Origin of the sequence: Thalassolituus pacificus, assembly GCF_025318105.1 — a bacterium.
In the GTDB taxonomy this organism is placed as follows: domain Bacteria; phylum Pseudomonadota; class Gammaproteobacteria; order Pseudomonadales; family Oceanobacteraceae; genus Venatoribacter; species Venatoribacter pacificus.
Window position 1 is genome coordinate 63,362 of record NZ_JAOANI010000031.1, and the last position, 18,764, is coordinate 82,125.

Genomic DNA, 18,764 nt, shown 5'->3' on the forward strand with positions numbered 1-18,764 from the left:
TGCGGTCATTGAAGTCTCAGTCTGAAGTTTGATAGGCCGGTCATGATCAAGTAATACTACTGCAGTGTTCTGATTGTTGGTATGTATATCCCTGCAATAGTATGTGTAATGATGGGAGAATGATTTGTTATGGATATTCTTAACTTTAAAGAGGTGCTTGAAAGAACTGAAAATATTGCTAGGTCGGTGCTTCTAGGTAATGGTTTTTCTAGGGCATGGAATAATAAAGTTTTTTCATATGAAAACTTAAAAGAAGAGGTTAGATTTAAAGATTTTTCAGAGCAAAAATCTAGATTAATAAAGAAATTATTTGATGACTTGGGTACATTTGATTTTGAGAAGGTTATGCATGCTATGGAAATTAGCATTCATATTTCCAGGTCAAGGGCTCCAGAAGGTTGGTATCCGGTATTTGAGGCCTCGATATTTTCCGATATTGACGTTCTTAAGAAGTCGATGGCTGATGTTATTGCCTCTGTGCATCCTGAAAGGCCATGTGAAGTTACAGATGCTCAATATATATGTGTTAGGAAATTTCTATCTAATTTTTCTAACATATATACAACGAACTATGATTTGCTTCTATATTGGGCGAGAAATAAAAATTCATTAGAACCAAGTGGATTTAGTACAGATGATGGATTCAGACAGGGAGCAGAATGGGTTGGGGATGACGTTGATCAGGATGTATTCTTTCTTCATGGAGCGCTGCATCTGTATTTTGATGGAGTGTCAGTTTTTAAGCGTGTCTATGATGAGGGGCTGGGTACGCTAAGAGAGCAAATAATGAGGGGGTTGAAAAATAATGAATTCCCATTGCTTGTTGCTGAGCCTAATGCAAAAAAGAAACTTCAAAGTATAAAATCAAACCCATACCTAAATTTTTGTTTTCGAAAACTAAAGAGTATGAATGGTTCGTTAATTATCTATGGTCATTCAATCAATGAAACGGATGCGCACATCTTTGAAATGATTAATAAGAGTCATATTCGTGATGTGTATGTGAGTATATTCGGCGATCTAGATTCTGATGATTCACGTAGGGTGGTCGCTGAGTCTCAGAAGTATTTTCATAAATGTAATGTAATGTTTTTTGAAGCAAAGAGCGCCCATGTTTGGCGATGAAAGAGCCACTAGGACACCTTAAAAGCCACTGCTACATTGCTCTGAAGGCCGCAGAATCATCTGGTCTTAGCTATCCGCTCAGCCGTATTCCAGAGGAAGCCGTGTTTGAAACATGATATTTAAAAGAATACGTTTGATCTGAAAAGCGGCATCGCGGTGATGGTTTTCTGCGCCTCTGGGGCCGCCGCAGAAACCGCTGATATGTCTGGTCTGTCCGCAGGGATGAGTTCCCTTGGGGGGCATTGGGCCTGCATGTTAAAAAATGCTGTGTTTATCAGCTACGGTGCTAATTAAAAACTATGGGACAGTAGTGGGCTTCGGCCGGTTTTTTTATGCCTGCGATTCAGGAGGGCGGGGATATAAAACTGATCATTCGTTCAGCATCTGGTGTTCTTTGGCCCGATTGTCTACAATGGCGGCCCCGCAGGAGAGTGGTGTGTGCTTTGTCATTAAAATGGCTTACAGCAGCGCACCCGCCGAAGGCGCAAACTCCCATAAACGCTCAGGCTACCGGACTGCGGGTTCATTGACAGGCCATCTGGAGAGAGGCTGCACCTGATGCAGTCCACCGAAGGAGCAAGCCGGCGGACCATTCCGCACGGTTAAACTCTCAGGTACACAGGACAGGGGGAGGGGCACAGGTTACGCAGGAGTTCTGTGTGCTGACCACTGTCTATTTGATTGCTATTACCGCTGAAGCCATGTCCGGGGCGCTCGCCGCCGGTCGTCGTAATATGGATATGTTTGGTGTTGCCTTAATCGCCTTTTTAACGGCGTTGGGTGGCGGCACTGTGCGTGATGTTCTGCTGGGAAATTTCCCGGTGACCTGGACTCAGCATCCCCCTTATATTTATCTCACCGTATCCGCCGGTTTGCTGACCATGGTGGTTGCACGTTTTATGCATCGTTTACAGCGTTTGTTTTTAATTCTTGATGCCATGGGTTTGGTGGCCTTTACCATTATCGGCTGCAACGTTGCGCTGAAGCTGGATTACAGCCTGCCGGTGGTGGTGATGGCGGGTATTATTACCGGTATTTTCGGCGGTATTCTGCGCGATATTCTCTGTAATCAGACGCCACAGGTGTTGTGCCATGAGTTATACGCCAGTGTTTCTTTACTGGTCGCGCTGCTGTATTTAACGCTGCTGCATTTTGGCGTGAACGAAAGCGTTACTATGCTGGCGGCTTTTTCGGTTGGTTTGGCGATGCGTTTGGCGGCCATTCGCTGGCGCTGGTCGTTACCGGTATTTTCCTATGCGCCGGAGCGCTGGCAGAGCTGAAACATGCCGGCGTTATTGCTGCGATATTGCCTTGCTAGCGCCGTGTTTTAGCGCCGTGTTTTAGCGCCGTGTTTTAGCGCCGTGTCAGGGCCGTATTAGCGCAACAGCTTCCAGCTCAGCCAGACCACCGCCAGCAGCAATATGGCGGTGGTCGATTGCCAGAACAGCAGAGGATCTCGCTCCATTAACGGTGGCTTCTGTTGACGTAAATAATCCTCAGCCGGTTGATTAAGATTAAAAATAAACTCCGATAATTCCGTACTGCGCTTATGTGGCAGAGGCTGCAATGCTTTTGCCAGAGCGGTGTCGATCCACGGCGGTATGTTACGGCCAGATATGGCCAGCGGACGGTATTGCAGGCGTCGCTGCGCATGCAGCGTCCGCGCTTTCGCGACATTTAAACCGTAAGGCAGTTCGCCGCCGCTGAGCATCTGATAGGTGATGACGGCGAGAGAAAACAGGTCGGAATGCGTGCCGATATAACCGTCGCAGAAATACTCCGGCGCCATATATTGCACGGTACCCGGAAAAGGATTCTCTGCCGGAAACTGATGCGTTTCTGCCAGACCGGCGACCTGCACGGCGCCAAAATCAATGATTTTTATGCAGCCGTCAGCATCAATCATAATATTGTCGGGCTTTAAATCCTGATGCAGCATTTCCAGACGGTGAAACGCTCTTAAGCCTTTTGCGATCTGGGCAACGATATCCCGTACTTTGGTTAAACCGGGTTGCGGGTTATCCAGCATCCACTGGCGCAGTGTCTGACCTTCAACCCATTCCGTGGCATTGTACAAATACTGTTTTTGTCGGTTCGTTGCGGCCGCACGTAAAACAGTGGGGCTGTGAATGCGCCGGGCAATCCAGTCTTCCAGCAGAAAGCGCTCAAGGCCGGCTTTGTCGGCCTGAATATCTGAGGCCGGAAATTTTAAAACGACGTTTTCACCACTGTCCTGATCGCGGGCCAGATACACATGACTGCGCCCACTGATATGCAAACGGCGCAGCAGGGTAAAACCATCGAATTCCGCCCCTTCATCTAGCGCCGGTGGTAACGTCAGCTGCTGTAATTGCTGCTGCCATTCATTAATGTCGGCATCGGGCAGTGAGGTAATATAAACCAGCTGAATGCTGATATTGTCGTCGCTGCCCTGACTTAATGCCAGTTCTGCAAGTTGCTGTGCGCAAAGCTCCAGACTGTTTTCGCTGTTAATTTTCAGTGCCTGTGCAATGGCTGCTGTGATTTGTCCGTGGCTGACAAACTCATACAGGCCATCGGTAGCGAGAATAAAAACATCGCCGGCAGTCAGTGGCATGTTGTGGTAATCAATATCCAGCTGCTGGTCCATGCCCAGCGCGCGGGCTAAATAGCTTTGCCCGGCAGAAATCTGTACCCTGTGATCCTGGGTTAATTGCTCCAGCGACTGCCCCTGCAAATGATAAACCCGGCAGTCACCGCAATGGAAAATATGCGCCTGAGTGGATTTCAGAATCAGTGCAGAAAAAGTACAGATATAACCTTTATCACGTTCCCAGGCGTACTGACTGCGCCGCGTCTGGCTGTAAAGCCAGGAATTACTGGCCTGAATAACCCGTTGCGCCGATTTACGCACACTCCATACATCAGGGGTGCAGTAATAATCTTCAAGGAAACTTTTAACGGCAGAGGCGCTGGCAACCTGGCTGACATTGCTGCTGCTGATGCCATCGGCTAGAGCAATGGCAATACCTTTGCGCTCTTTCTGCAGATTATCGGCAAGGCAGGCGCCGTGAAAATCCTGATTAACGGTTTTGCATCCGGCCGTTGAATACTGACCAATACGGATATTAAGAGAAGAAGTCATTGGGTTGCCATGGGTAATCTGCAATAAAACCCCGGAAAAATCGTCCGGGGTTTTATTGCTTTAACTGCTTACATTTGTGGCTGTGGCTGAGAGGTCATCAGCGCACGTTTTTTCGCAGTGCGGACATGGGTGGCGTACAGGGTTAAACCGGTAAAGGCCAGGCCCCCCACCAGATTACCCAATGCGGTCGGAATTTCATTCCAGATAAAATAATCCATTACCGAAAATTCACCGCCCATAATCAGGCCAAACGGAAACAGAAACATATTTACAACGGAATGTTCAAAACCCATAAAAAAGAACAGCATAATCGGCATCCACATAGCGATCACTTTACCGCTGACATTGGTCGAAATCATGGCGCCGACAACACCCATAGAAACCATCCAGTTACACAGCATGCCGCGGATAAAAATGGTAAACCAGCCGGCTGCACCGTATTGAGCGTAACCCAGGGTACGGGCTTCACCGATATGAGCCACTTTTTCCGCAATGGCGCCGCCATCGGTGTTGTAGCCGTAGGTGAAAATAAAAGACATCAGAAAGGCAACGGTTAACGCGCCACCGAAATTACCGAGAAAAACCAGTCCCCAGTTACGCAGAATCTGTCCCCAGGTAACACCGGGACGACGATCCAGCCAGGCCAGCGGCGTCAGCATAAATACACCGGTGAGCAGATCAAAGCCCATCAGATAGAGCATGCAGAAACCAACGGGAAACAGAATGGAACCAATCAGGTGTGAACCGGTTGCCACGGCAACGCTGACGGCAAAAACCGCCGCCAGAGCGAGAATGGCACCGGCCATAAAAGCGCGTACCAGAGTATCGCGGGTCGACATATAAATTTTTGCTTCACCGGCATCTACCATTTTGGTGGCAAACTCGGCAGGCATCAGATAAGACATAGTATTACCTCATTAATGTTTTAAACATTGCTCTGACTTGGTGTCTGATATATCTGCTGGCGGAGCGATATCTCAGAATTCAGGAGCAAAAAAAACGGCGTCCCATCCGTCTGCAATATGCAGTCGGAGTGGACGCCGTTATCCGGTCATTCAGATTGTTTTCCTCATCATCGTTGATGTGGATGCAATGTCTTCAGCAGAAGACGTGCCAGTTTTATTTTTCCGTTGGTATGGCTGATTTTTCCGCCTTATTGCAGAAAAATGTCTGGTTTTATGTCTGACGTTGCCCTGTTTTTGCGCAATAAAAATACAGGATGCATCGTCCTGATTCATTTTCAGCAGGTCGCTGACGTCAGCCCGGTGAACACGTAAGATGGTTTTATTTATCATCACCGGGACTGCTATGTCGTTTATGTTGTTATCTGCGCTGGCCTGGTCGCTGTTTGATCTGGCGCGCAAAAAACTGACGGCTCATGCCGCGCCGTTAACGCTGGCTATCTGGCTCAGTGCCGGTGTCACACCGCTGTATCTGTTGTTGTGGCTGAGTCAGGGTGCGGCATTGCCGCAGGCTGCTTATTGGCCACCGGCGCTGGTGTCGCTGCTGTTTTCGGCGCTGGCCAGTGTCTGTTATATCCAGGCGCTCAGTGTCGGCCGTATTGCCTTGCTGGTGCCGGTGCTGTCGTTTACGCCGGTGGTGGCTGCGCTGTTCAGTCTTTGGCTGCTGGATGAGTCTCTGAGCCAATTGCAATGGCTGGCCATGCTGAGCATTGTGCTGGCTATTTTTCTGCTGCATTCCGGCTGGAATCTGTTGCTGAAACCCAGAGCGGTGGGCACCGGTTTTGGCCTGATGTTAATTGTGGCGTTGTGCTGGGGTGCCGGAATTGTGTTCGACAAGCTGGCGCTGACGTCAGCGACGGTGTTTTTCCATGGTCTGATTCAGAGTGCCGGAATGTGTCTGGTATTGCTGCTGGCTTCAATGTTGGATTCTGTGCGGCGTAAGCGAAAGCCTGAGCTGCCGCACTACGATGGCCCTAAGGGCTTGCTCGCTCTGGCGTTGCTGGTCTTTGTATTGGCAGTCAGCGGCCAGTGGCTGGCGTTGGATGAGGTTCATCCGGGCATTGTCGAAACGGCAAAGCGTGGCATCGGTATTATCGGTGCGGCCTGCTGGGGCGTGTGGTTGTTCGGGGAGAAGGTCAAACCGTGGCAGTTGCTGCTGATGCTGCTGATCATTGTTGCCACGGCGGGTCTGGCTTTGCACTGAGCCATAAACTTCCGGCTCAGTGCAGGTGTTCCGGCGTTTCCGCTCAGACGCTTTGCAGCTGGTGCTCTTCGCCTTTGTAGTAGCTTTCAACGCGCGGATTCATCACCTTAAACCACAGCGGCGGAATCAGCGCCATGACCACCATGGTGGCATAACCGCTGGGCAGTTGCGGGCTGACATCGTGATGACGCAGCACCTGATAACGGCGTTTCGGATACGCATGGTGGTCAGAGTGACGTTGCAGTTGGAACAGGAACAGGTTGGTGAGCAGATAATTGCTGTTCCACGAATGTTCGATATCCGGACGCTCGTAACGGCCGTTCTCCAGCTTGCGGCGATGCAGGCCGTAATGCTCAACGTAGTTGATCACTTCCAGCAGGCTGAAGGCAAAAAAGCTCTGTGCGGCAAAAAATAACACCCCCATCCAGCCCCACAAGGCGCCGCATGTGGCCGCCAATAAGAGGCTGAAGGCATACCACCAGACCAGCTCATTGCGCCAGCTGAACGGTGAGTGACCTTTATGGCGCAGGCGCTTGGCTTCCAGTTTCCAGGCATTGAGGAAATTGTGCAGATAAGCATGGGGTAAAAACTGATACAGACTCTGACCGTAGCGTGAAGACGACGCATCGGTTGGCGTGGAAACATGCACATGGTGGCCACGGACATGCTCGACTTTAAAACCACCATAGGACACGCTGGCCAGCAACAGGCCGCCGGCCCATTGTTCGATTTTCGGATCTTTATGAATCAACTCGTGGCCGACATTGATGGCAATAATGCCGCCAACGGTGCCAATCGACATCAGCCAGCCCAGCTGGCCCACCCAACTCAGTTCAGCCGTCATAAAGACATGCCCGGCATAGAACATCACCGCCAGATACATCGGCAGACAGAGCAGCGTCAGCAGACGATAAAAGCGCTCTTCCGACAGTTTCGGCACTTCCACGGCTTCGTCCGGGTTTACCGGATCTTTGCCGATGATGTGATCAAAAACCGGTACGACGCCATACACAAACAGCAGCGGGAAGAAAGCGAACAGGTTGGCGTAACCGACGGTTTCCCACAGCCATTGCGACAGCGGCAGTAACAGCGGCGGAACGACAACCAGCAGGTAGGCATACTTTTTCAGCGACAGCATGCGAGAGGTTGATGCTTGTTCAGACATATTCATCTCCTGAGTACTTTGTTGTTATTGTGTTCAGGATTGTCTGACAATTTTGTCCGGCGAGCAGGGTTTTTGTCTGGTCATTTGCGGCCGGGTAACGCCATATTGGCGGGCAGCGAGGATGCCCGGTGGTGGACTTATGATTGTCTGCGGTCTCAGTTGTTACCAGCGTGGTAACCACTACCGTCACCAGAAGCGGAACTGTGCCGCAAAATCAGTGACCACTATGGATGCCAGCAGGGTTCGGCATAGCCCGGTTGTGCAGCATTCTGTGCTAACATCGCCGCCGGATTTTTTTATCAACAGAGAACAGACCCCCATGAGTTTTTCTGCGCCTGAAAGCCTTTCCGAACAGATTGCCCGCTATCTGGCGCAACGCATTATTCAGGGGCAGCTTAAATCCGCTGAACGGATTCAGGAAACCCGCGTGGTCAGTGAGCTGGAAGTGAGCCGCGGTTCGGTACGCGAAGCGTTGCTGATACTCGAAAGCCGTCATCTGATTGATATTCTGCCGCGTCGTGGCGCGGTGGTGGCAACGCTGACAGAGCAAGGCGTCAACAGCCTGTACGATCTGTACATCAATCTGCTCACCATGCTGGCGCAGCGGGTTGCAGAAAACTGGACCGATGATAATGTCCGGCCGCTGCTGGCACAGATGCAGGCCATCCAGTCCTTGCAGCAAAGCGAAGACAAAGTCGCCTTTGTTGAATCCGGTTTCGTCCTTATGCGCATGGCATTTGCCATTGCCGGCAATCAGTATCTGGCGGAAGTGCTGGAAGACCTGCAACCGGTATTGCACCGAACTTATGCGCTGGCGATCCGTCGTTCCCCCCACGAAACCGAATACGCCGCGCGCTTTTTTGCCGGCCTGATGGAAGCGGTATTAAAACGCAACCTGCAGGCGCTACCGGGCTTATTACAGAATTATGGTCAGCATCAGCGTGAACTGGTGCTGGCAGCGATGGCTGAGGAGGCCTCAACATGCGCTTAAAAGCCATCAAACTGGCGGGCTTTAAATCCTTTGTTGATCCGACCACGGTGCCGTTCAGCACCAATATGACCGGTATTGTTGGCCCCAACGGCTGTGGTAAATCCAACACCATTGATGCGGTGCGCTGGGTGATGGGCGAAAGCTCAGCCAAATATCTGCGCGGCGATGCCATGACCGACGTTATCTTTAATGGTTCGTCCGAACGTAAGCCGGTGGGCAAAGCCAGTGTCGATCTGATTTTTGATAACAGCGACGGCACTTTACGTGGAGAGTACGCGGGGTACGCTGAAGTCAGCCTGCGCCGTCAGGTAACCCGCGATGGGCAATCGACCTATTTCCTTAACGGCAGCAAATGCCGCCGTAAAGACATTACCGATATTTTCCTTGGCACCGGTCTTGGTCCGCGCTCCTACGCCATTATCGAACAGGGCATGATTTCACGCCTGATTGAAGCCAAGCCGGAAGAGCTGCGCGTGTATGTGGAAGAAGCCGCCGGTATTTCCAAATACAAAGAACGCCGCCGTGAAACCGAAAACCGCATGCGCCGCACCCATGAAAACCTTGAGCGCCTGCAGGATATCCGTCAGGAGCTGGAGCGGCAGCTATCCCATCTGCAGCGTCAGGCCCAGGCGGCAGAAAAGTACAAAGAATTAAAAACCCAGGAGCGCGAGAAAAAGGCGCAGTTGCAGGCCCTGAAATGGCAGGCATTGGATGCGGACTACCGCGTGCGCGAGCTGAAAATTGCCGAGCATCAGACCCAGTTCGAAGCCCATATGGCTGAACAGCGTGCCGCCGATGCCGAAATCGAAGGCCTGCGTCTGGAACATCAGGAAAAAGGCGATCTGTTCAACAGCGCACAGAGCAAATACTACGAAGTAGGTGCTCACATTGCCCGCCACGAGCAGAAACTGGAGCATCAGGCGCAGATGGCGTTGCAGCTTGATCAGGATATGGCCGAAGCCGAAAAGGCCATTCTCGAAACGCAGAAATCACTGGAAGAAGACCAGCTTGCCCGTGAAACCGTCGGTGAAGAACTGATGCTGCTGGAGCCAGAACTGGAGATGCTGTTAGCCGGTGAAGAAGAAGCCAGCGCCATGCTGCTGGAAGCCGAAGAATCTCAGGCCCGCTGGCAGGATGCCTGGGACAGCTTTACCCAGCGCGCCAGTGAACCGACCCGCCAGGCAGAAGTGGCGCAGACCCGCATTCAGAACAGCGAGCAGCAGCTTACCCGTCTTGACCAGCAGATTCGTCGTCTGGAAGAGGAACTGCAGCAGCTGAAAGACAACCCGGAGCTGGAAGAAATTCAGCTGCTGGCCGAAGAAGTCAGCGAGCAGGAACTGGCCGCCGACAGTCAGCAGGAGCGCCTCGACAGCTTGCAGGAACAGGTCAGTGATGGCCGCGAACAGCTGGAGCAGCAACGCCGTCAGCTGGACGAAGGTAAAGCGCAGTTACAGCAGATGCTGAACCGCAAAGCCACCCTTGATGCGCTGCAGAAAGCCGCTTTGGGGCAGGGCTCCGAAGCCGTTAGTCACTGGCTGGAAAGCCATCAACTGGCGCGTAAACCGCGTCTGGCCGAACAGATTCAGGTCGAAAGTGGCTGGGAACGGGCGGTTGAAACGGTTCTGGGTGATTACCTGCAGGCGGTCATGATTGATCAGCTCGACCCCGCCCAACACTGGCTCGGCAGTTTTAAAGAAGGCCATCTCAGTTTATGGCAGCAGGGGCAGGGTGCTGCTGCGGTTAGCAGCAGCCATGCCGATACCCTGGCAGCCAAAGTGCAGAGCCGTCAGGACGTCAGCGGCCTGCTGGCCGGGGTTAAAGTGGCCGCAGATCTGGCCTCTGCGCTGGCGGCGCGCGGTACGCTGGGTGCCCACGAATCCATTATTACTGCCGATGGCATCTGGATTGGCCCCAACTGGTTACGTGTAGCCCGTGCTGCCGATGGCGAAGGTGGTGTACTGGCGCGTCAGCAGGAACTGGACGTACTCGACGATCAGATTGAAGAACTGGATATTCAGGTTGAAGAGTGGGATGCCGATCTGGATGCCGACCAGCTTAAACTGCGTTCGCTGGAGCAGCAGCGTGAAACCGCCCAGCGTGAACAGCAACAGGTCAGCCAGAAACTCATCACATTAAAATCTCAGCTGTCCGGCAAACAGGCACGTGCTGAGCAGTTTGCCCTGCGCAGCGACAAACTCAATCAGGACATTACTGAAGCCCGTCAGCAGCAGGCGCTGGAGCGCGAAGCGCTGGAAGAGCTGCGCCTGACCTGGCAGGAAGCAATGAGCGCCATCGATGACGATACCGACGAGCGCGAGCGTCTGCAGGCTGAACGTAACCGCGTGCAGCAACTGCTGGAGCGGGCGCGCATGGAATCGCGTCAGCATCAGGACAAAGCCCATCAGCTGCAACTGAAAGTGCAAACGCTGAGAAGCCGCGAGCAGAGCCTGCAACAGGCCATTGAGCGTCTGGCCGCCCAGATGCAGCGCCTGCGCGAACGTAAACAGCAGATTCTCGATAACCAGAACCGTGATCACAGCGCCGACCTCGACGAGCTGAAAGCGGAAATGGAAGAATTACTGGAGCGCCGTCTCGATGCCGAGCAGATTATGTCGGCCGCACGCCATGCGCTGGAAGCCGTCGACGCCCGCTTGCGCGAACTGGAGCAGGCCCGTGCCGAAGCCGAGAAAAAAGCACTGGAAGTGCGTAACGAACTGGAAAAAGTGCGCATGGAGTGTCAGGCACTGGATATCCGTCGTCAGGCGCTGGTAGAAAACCTGCAGGAAGAAAAGCTCACCTTAAAAGATGTGCTCGACAATATGCCGGAAGAGGCAGATGCCGACAGCTGGCAGGAAGAGCTGGCACGCATTGCCGAACGTATTCAGCGCCTGGGCGCGATTAACCTCGCCGCGATTGATGAATACCGTATTCAGTCCGAGCGTAAAGTGTATCTGGATGCGCAGAATGATGATCTGGAAAAAGCGCTGAACACCCTCGAAGGCGCGATCCAGAAAATCGACCGTGAAACCCGTACCCGCTTCCAGGAAACGTTCGACAAAATGAACGCCGGCCTGGCCGAACTGTTCCCGAAAGTGTTTGGTGGCGGCCATGCCTGTCTGGAGCTGACCGACGAAGATTTGCTGACCACCGGGGTGGCGATTATGGCGCGTCCGCCGGGCAAGAAAAACAGCACCATTCATCTGCTGTCCGGTGGCGAAAAAGCCCTGACTGCCATCGCGCTGGTGTTCTCCATCTTCCAGCTGAATCCGGCGCCGTTCTGTATGCTTGATGAGGTGGATGCACCACTGGATGACGCCAACGTTGGCCGCTATGCGCGTCTGGTGAAGGCGATGTCAGAAAAAGTGCAGTTTATTTATATCACCCACAACAAAATTGCCATGGAAATGGCGTCTCAGTTGATGGGGGTGACCATGCACGAGCCGGGGGTTTCCCGTCTGGTGTCGGTGGATGTCGAAGAAGCGGCAGAAATGATCGACGCCTGATGGCTGGCGACTAAAGTCGTGGCCGGCTCTGCGACAGCAGATTGTTGTGGTAGCCGATGCTGGCGGAAAGTCATACCAAGGAATGCCTGGCCGCAAAAAAGAGGCCAAAAGCGCCGTCCGGGGTCTGTTTTCGCGTGAATCGTTGTGTAACACTTTGAACCCAAATAACCCCTGCCGTTCTGATGTCCCATCGAGCGCTTTTCCGGAGCGGCAAAACAGTGAATGAAAGTCTGAGGCAACTATGGAATGGAGTTGGCGAACCGTCCTGATCCTGATTGGATTATTAGCGATGGTGGCAATATTAATTGATGGTTTCCGCCGCATGCGTCGTGCCCGTGCGGAAGCTTTGCGTCTGGATGTCAGCCACGATTACCGTTTCCCGGATGACAGCCATAACCCGGAGCTGCCGGGTGGGGCGCGCGTGGTAAATCACGCGGCGGCAACCCGAAACAGCAACGACCGGAATAGCGACCGCCAGAATGTGGAGCAGGATGATCTGCATTCTGCCCAGCACGATGCCCAGCGCCCGCAGCAAAGCAGCCAGCAACACGACGATGATGATGCGTTATTAGGGTTCCGTTCGGCCCAGCAACGTACCGCTGAGCAGGAGCGCGCCCGTCACAATGCCCAGGAGCCGGTTTTTACCGAGCTGGAAGGTAATTTCTCAACCGAAGAAGAGCCGGTGATTCCGTGGGAAGACGATCTGGGCCCGGCGCGGGTGGTGAAATCGGCCGTGGTGGTTAAACCGGCTGCCAAAGCGCCGGTTGCTGAATCTTTGCCTGACAACGATGACGCTGACAGCAGCATTGCCGCCCGCTCAAGCACGACAGCCGATGACGCAGAAGATCATACCGTTGCTGGCAGTTCAGCAGAGCAGCGAACAGAACAGCGCGCAGAACAACGCGCAGAACATGCCGATATGCAGCTGGGTCATAGCCAGGAAATTCATGCCAACGCTGCTCAGGCCAGATCTGAGCATCGGGTAGAAGATCTGGATATCCCGCCATCGCCGCTGATTCCCAAAGCCCGACCGGTCAATCTGGATGAAAAATTTCCGGTACTGCTGGATGTCGAAGAACTGGGTGACGATGACATCAAACCGCAGATTGATGCTCAGGCCGCGGATGAAAAAACTCCCGCCAGCAGCGCAGGCAACGCTCAGGACACAGCAGGCAACGCTGAGGGCCCGGCAGAAAATACCGACACGCCGAGCAAGCCTGAGCTGGCCGAATCCGATGGAAAGCAATCTACGCATATCGATGATCTGGCCGAAATAAATGATCCGCACCTGGAACAGGAAGTGGACAAACTGCCGTCTGATTTGCCATTGCAGCCGGTGAATTTTGCCGGTGCCAATGCCGAGCGACTGGCCAGCCGCGGGATACCGGAACTGGTGCTGGAAATTCATGCCATTGCGCGTGATCCGCTGGGTTTTTCCGGCAAAGATATTCTGTTTCTGTTTAACAGCTGCGATCTGCGCTTTGGCGAAAAAGACATTTTCCACCGTTTTGAACAAGCCGATGGCGAAGGCTGTATTCAGTTTTCAGTCGCGCAGAGTTATGAACCCGGTATTTTTGTTCCGGCAGCCATGGCGCAGCAGCATTTCCGTGGCCTGAGTTTCTTTATGAGTCTGCCGGGGGCGAAAAACCCACGCGAAGCATACGAAGCCATGTCGGAAATGGCATTGGTGGTTGCGCGTAAATTACATGCCGATGTGTACGACGGTGCCCGCAGTGCATTAACACCGCAAACCATGGAACATGATCGCCAGCAAATTATGGATTTTGAACGACGCCAGCGTCTGGCCCTGAAAAAACAAGCTAAATAATATGACACAACAAAATGATCTTTTTTCAGAGGAGCCAATGGGCTCCTCTGTTTCTTCTGACAGCAGCATTTCGGCGACCAGCGTTAATCAACGTATTGAGCAGCTGCGCCACGAAATTAATCTGCACAATCACCGTTATTACGTGTTGGATGAACCCAGTATTCCCGATGCCGAATACGACCGCTTATTACGGGAATTACAGCAGCTGGAAATTGAGCATCCGCAATTAATCAGCGCCGATTCCCCGACCCAGCGTGTCGGGGCAACACCCCTCAGCCAATTTGTCAGCGTTACCCATGAGCGGCCGATGTTATCTCTGGATAACGCGATGAATAGCGAAGAATTTTCTGCGTTTTATCAGCGTTTGCAGGAACGCTTAAAAACCACTGAAGACATTGCGCTGGCTTGCGAGCCGAAACTGGATGGCCTGGCCGTGAGCATTCTTTACGAGCAAGGCTTGCTGGTACGAGCGGCGACCCGTGGCGATGGTCAGACCGGTGAAGACATCACCCGCAATGTCCGCACCATTAAGAATATTCCTTTGCGTTTACAGGGCGAGGATTATCCGGCACGTCTCGAAGTGCGCGGGGAAGTGTATATGCCCAAAGCCGGTTTTGAGGCGTACAACGAGAATGCCCGCGCCAATGACGAAAAAGTCTTTGCTAACCCGCGTAACGCCGCAGCCGGTTCGCTGCGTCAGCTCGACCCGAATGTTACTGCCAAACGGCCACTGGAATTCTGTGCTTACAGCATCGGCGTGGTCAGTGACGACATTGTTTTACCGGCAACACACAGCGCTATTCTGGAAAAAGTAAAACACTGGGGCTTACGCATTAACGAAGAAATGCGTGTGGTGAATGGCGCAGCCGCAGCACAGGCTTTTTTTGAACAGCTGGGTGAAAAGCGTCATCGTCTGGCGTACGAAATTGATGGCACGGTCTTTAAAGTGGATGACCTGGCGCTGCAGGAAACGCTGGGCTTTGTTGCCCGAGCACCGCGCTGGGCCATTGCCTATAAATTTCCGGCGGTGGAAGAAATGACCGAATTGCTCGGCGTGGATTTTCAGGTTGGCCGTACCGGTGCGATTACCCCGGTGGCACGGTTAAAACCCGTGCATGTGGCGGGCGTTACTGTGTCCAATGCCACGTTGCATAATATGGATGAAATTAATCGCTTAGGCGTAAAAATTGGCGATACCGTGATCATCCGCCGTGCCGGCGATGTGATTCCGCAGGTTGTTTCTGTGGTGGCGGAAAAACGTCCGGAGGATGCCCGTGAGATTCAGATTCCGGCGAATTGCCCGGTGTGTGATTCACTGGTAGAAAAAGTTGAAGGCGAAGCGGTGGCGCGCTGTACCGGCGGGCTGGTGTGTTCGGCGCAGCGTAAAGAAGCGATTAAACATTTTGCCTCGCGCAAAGCCCTCGACATCGAAGGGCTGGGCGATAAATTGATTGAACAGCTGGTGGATGCCGGATTAATTGACTCAGTGGATGATTTATTTCATCTGACGTTGGAGCAGCTGGCGGGCCTGGAGCGTATGGCCGAAAAATCGGCACAGAATATTCTTGATGCTTTGAATGCCGCGAAAAAAACCACGTTAGGCCGGTTTTTATATGCGCTGGGTATCCGCGAAGTGGGAACGGTTACGGCCAATAATCTGGCGACGCATTTTGGTTTTCTGCAACGCATTATGGATGCCGATACCGAGGCGTTGCTGGAGGTTGCTGATGTCGGTACTGTGGTCGCCGCGCATGTGCATAATTTCTTTGCCGAAGCCCATAACCGTACGGTGATTGAACAACTGCAGCAGGTCGGCGTGAGCTGGGTTGAGCAAGAGCCGGTACAGGCCGATGATTTACCGCTGAGCGGTAAAACAGCGGTCATTACCGGTACGCTGAGCCAGACCGGCATGAGTCGTGATGATGCTAAAGCCTTATTGGAACAGTTGGGCGTTAAAGTGGCTGGCAGCGTTTCCGCTAAAACCGATTTTCTGGTGGCGGGTGAGAAAGCGGGTTCCAAACTGACCAAGGCGCAATCACTGAATGTTGACGTGCTGGACGAAAATGCATTTCTGGCGTTGCTGGATGAACACGGTATCCGGCCCTGAAGCAGGGCGGTGAGGCGATACAGAACAACAAGGAACAGGCATGACCCGGACTGCTATTCAAATATTGGCATTGGCAGCGTTGCTGTTACTGGTGGGTTGCTCCACCCCGCAACCGAAAAACATCAACAACGTTTGTGATATCTACGACGAATATTATGACTGGTATAACGCCTCCAAGGCGGTGAAGAAAAAGTATGGCGTACCGGAGTCGGTGACCATGGCGTTTATTCATCAGGAATCGAAGTTTATCGACGATAACCGTCCGCCGCGTAAATGGTATCTGTGGATCATTCCCGGTCCGCGTCCGTCCTCAGCCTATGGCTATGCCCAGGCCCTGGACCCGACCTGGGAAGAATATATGCGCCTGACCGGTAACTGGGGTGCAGACCGTGATGACTTTGAAGACGCCGTCGATTTTATCGGTTGGTACAACATCCGCACCATCAAACGCACCGGTATTCGCCCGCATGATGCTTACAGTTTGTACCTGGCTTATCACGACGGTGCGGGTGGTTATCTGCGTGGCACCTACAAGAAAAAGCCCTGGCTGATTCAGGTGGCGAAAAAAGTTGAGCGCCGGGCTAAGCAATACCAACAGCAGTTGGTGCGCTGTCAGGAAGACCTCGACAGTAACTGGTTCTGGCGCACGCTGTTTGGTCAGGACACTTTCAACAGACCGCCACCTGTTCGTTTAGGCCAGATGCCGAAGGCCATGCCCGACAGAGGCTGATTGATAAAAAGGTTGTTAAACGACGGCGCTTTGACGCTTTCCTGCTAGGCTTAATTCACAGTCCCGGAGCGGATTGTTGCCATGCGGTGAGGTTGTACGCATTTTCCTGGCAGGGTAGGTTGTCTGTAATGGAGTATGCATGGAAGTACTTCCCTGGCTGCTGTTAGCCGTCGTTATCATCAGCGCTGTTGTGTTGCAGCGCCGCCGTCCCCGCGTATTACCCGCCGAACCGCTGTTTGAACTCAGCCCTGACCCGGTATTGTTGGTGGATAGCCACGGCATTATCCGTATGGCAAACCGGGCTGTGCACCATTTTCTTGGCTATGACGACGGCTCCATGGTTGGAAGAACCCTGGATATTCTGGTGCCTGAAGAGATCCGCAGTCAGCATCATCATCTGGTTGCCCTGTTTTTTTCTTCCACTGGCAAGCGGCGGATGAATAACCGTATCTGGATCAACGATGCCCGTGGCCAGAAGATTAATGCCGAAATTCATCTGGCACTGGTGGATTACGACGGCGAGCCCATGGCGATTGCCAGTATTCTGGATACCAGCACGCTGTGGATGTCTGAACGTAAGCTGCGTGAGCAACATAAAGCTTACGATGAGCTGTTTGAACACTCGGCTGTGGGTATCTGCAGTGTCAGTCTGGGCGGGCGTTTTTTGCGGGTAAACCGTCGCTTATGTGATCTGCTGGGATACAGCGGTGAAGAACTGTTAGAGCGTTGTTTTCAGGACATCACTCACCCTGATGACCTGGAACTGGATATCGGTAACGTGAATGGATTACTGAACAGTGCCGCCAACTCTTACAGCATTGAAAAGCGTTACCTGCATCAGGGCGGGCACTATTTCTGGGCCAATCTGACGGTCACTCTGATCCGTGATGAACAGAATTTTCCCGATTATTTTATTTCAGTGATCGAAGATATCAGTAATCGCAAACAATCCGAATTACTGCTGCTGCAGTCAGAAACCAAGTTCCGTACCATCGCCGAAACCATCCAGTCGGTGGTGTGGATGTCGACACCGGCGATGGATCAGATGCTGTTTGTGAATCCGGCTTATGAATATGTATGGGGACGCAGCTGCGCCAGTTTATATGACAATCCGCAGAGTTTTCTCGACGGTATTTACGACGATGACCGGGCGCGGGTACGCGCAGCAATAGAGCGGTATAAAGAAGGGCGCTGGGAAATTGAGTATCGCGTGGAGCATCCGCAGAATGGCCTGCGACATATTTTTGATAGCGGTAAAGGTGTGTTTAACAACGCCGGTAAACTGGAATATATCATCGGCCTGGCGACTGATATCAGTGATCAGGTGAAAGCTAAAGCCGATATGGCACAGGCCCTGGAGCAGGCGCACCAGGCGACCGAACGGCTTAATTTACTGATCCGTACCGATCCGTTAACCGGCTGCATTAATCGCCAGGCTTTGTATGAAGAGCTGGAGCATCAGCTGGAATTGTACCGCCGCTATCAGACGCCATGCTCGCTGTTGTTTATTGATCTGAACGACTTTAAAAAAATTAACGATACCTTCGGCCATATCGCCGGTGATGAAACCTTACAGGCATTGGCCGAGCATATCCGCCAGCATATTCGGGCCACCGATATTCTGGCGCGTTATGCCGGTGATGAGTTTGTGGTGGTATTGCCGCAGAGTAATGTCCGCGAAGCATCGCTGGCGTTGCGCAACCTGCGTAATAACGTATTACGCCATCAGACGCCGACGGGGACATTTCCTGTTCATTTCAGTATCGGTTTGGCCTATGTCGGCTATCCCGATGTGGCTGACGCTAACAGCTGGATTGAGGTCGCTGACCAGGCGATGTATCTCGACAAATCCGCGCATGCGGGCAGCCATGCGCATACCAGTGCTGAGTCTGAGAACGCTTCTGGCCATTCTGTTGATATGACGCTGCCGCCGTCAGCGACGGATGCCAATGACCGGGGTTGTGCATCGGAAGACGGCCAGTAATCCTCTGCTTGCTCATTTCAGTTGATCCCTTCGATCAATAC

Annotated in this window: 12 protein-coding genes and 2 riboswitches; of the genes, 9 read left to right on the plus strand and 3 right to left on the minus strand. The window is 52.6% G+C overall.

The window, feature by feature from the left end:
• Positions 1 to 129: 129 nt before the first annotated feature.
• Positions 130 to 1,125: a DUF4917 family protein gene (locus NYR02_RS18655; RefSeq protein ID WP_260977876.1), complete on the plus strand. Its 996-nt coding sequence runs from the start codon at positions 130 to 132 to the stop codon at positions 1,123 to 1,125.
• Positions 1,126 to 1,539: 414 nt separating this feature from the next.
• Positions 1,540 to 1,653, plus strand: a riboswitch (glycine riboswitch).
• Positions 1,654 to 1,762: riboswitch (glycine riboswitch) on the plus strand.
• A gap of 22 nt (positions 1,763 to 1,784) precedes the next feature.
• Positions 1,785 to 2,405, plus strand: coding sequence for a trimeric intracellular cation channel family protein (locus tag NYR02_RS18660; protein ID WP_260977877.1), 621 nt, complete (start codon positions 1,785 to 1,787; stop codon positions 2,403 to 2,405).
• Between the two features lie 95 nt (positions 2,406 to 2,500).
• Here the strand turns inward: NYR02_RS18660 and NYR02_RS18665 are convergent, their stop codons facing one another.
• Entirely contained in the window at positions 2,501 to 4,249 is a 1,749-nt protein-coding gene (locus tag NYR02_RS18665; protein ID WP_260977878.1) for a bifunctional protein-serine/threonine kinase/phosphatase, read from the minus strand.
• A 68-nt stretch (positions 4,250 to 4,317) separates the two neighbouring features.
• Positions 4,318 to 5,154, minus strand: coding sequence for a formate/nitrite transporter family protein (locus NYR02_RS18670; protein ID WP_260977879.1), 837 nt, complete (start codon positions 5,152 to 5,154; stop codon positions 4,318 to 4,320).
• Positions 5,155 to 5,557: 403 nt separating this feature from the next.
• Here NYR02_RS18670 and NYR02_RS18675 point away from each other — a divergent pair, with 403 nt between their 5' ends.
• Positions 5,558 to 6,415 (plus strand): DMT family transporter, encoded by an 858-nt coding sequence (locus tag NYR02_RS18675; protein WP_260977880.1) that lies wholly within the window; start codon positions 5,558 to 5,560, stop codon positions 6,413 to 6,415.
• A 43-nt stretch (positions 6,416 to 6,458) separates the two neighbouring features.
• Here the strand turns inward: NYR02_RS18675 and NYR02_RS18680 are convergent, their stop codons facing one another.
• Entirely contained in the window at positions 6,459 to 7,580 is a 1,122-nt protein-coding gene (locus NYR02_RS18680) for an alkane 1-monooxygenase (protein ID WP_260977881.1), read from the minus strand.
• A 319-nt stretch (positions 7,581 to 7,899) separates the two neighbouring features.
• Here NYR02_RS18680 and NYR02_RS18685 point away from each other — a divergent pair, with 319 nt between their 5' ends.
• The 6 genes from NYR02_RS18685 to NYR02_RS18710 all read left to right on the plus strand — a co-directional run bounded on the left by NYR02_RS18685 (position 7,900) and on the right by NYR02_RS18710 (position 18,723).
• On the plus strand, positions 7,900 to 8,571 hold the full coding sequence (locus NYR02_RS18685; protein ID WP_260977882.1) for a GntR family transcriptional regulator: 672 nt from the start codon (positions 7,900 to 7,902) through the stop codon (positions 8,569 to 8,571).
• Positions 8,562 to 12,074 (plus strand): chromosome segregation protein SMC, encoded by a 3,513-nt coding sequence (gene smc / locus NYR02_RS18690; protein ID WP_260977883.1) that lies wholly within the window; start codon positions 8,562 to 8,564, stop codon positions 12,072 to 12,074. The genes NYR02_RS18685 and smc overlap by 10 nt, the downstream gene beginning before the upstream one ends.
• A 241-nt stretch (positions 12,075 to 12,315) precedes the next feature.
• Entirely contained in the window at positions 12,316 to 13,902 is a 1,587-nt protein-coding gene (locus tag NYR02_RS18695) for a cell division protein ZipA (protein ID WP_260977884.1), read from the plus strand.
• 37 nt (positions 13,903 to 13,939) lie between these two features.
• Complete coding sequence (ligA, locus tag NYR02_RS18700) at positions 13,940 to 16,009, plus strand: NAD-dependent DNA ligase LigA (protein ID WP_260977920.1); 2,070 nt, start codon at positions 13,940 to 13,942, stop codon at positions 16,007 to 16,009.
• A 40-nt stretch (positions 16,010 to 16,049) separates the two neighbouring features.
• Positions 16,050 to 16,739 carry a transglycosylase SLT domain-containing protein gene (locus NYR02_RS18705; RefSeq protein WP_260977885.1) on the plus strand — a complete coding sequence of 230 codons (690 nt, stop codon included), beginning with the start codon at positions 16,050 to 16,052 and terminating at the stop codon, positions 16,737 to 16,739.
• Between the two features lie 139 nt (positions 16,740 to 16,878).
• The gene (locus NYR02_RS18710; RefSeq protein WP_260977886.1) at positions 16,879 to 18,723 is read left to right on the plus strand and encodes a PAS domain S-box protein; all 1,845 of its coding nucleotides are present in this window, start codon (positions 16,879 to 16,881) and stop codon (positions 18,721 to 18,723) included.
• The last annotated feature ends 41 nt before the right edge of the window (positions 18,724 to 18,764 follow it).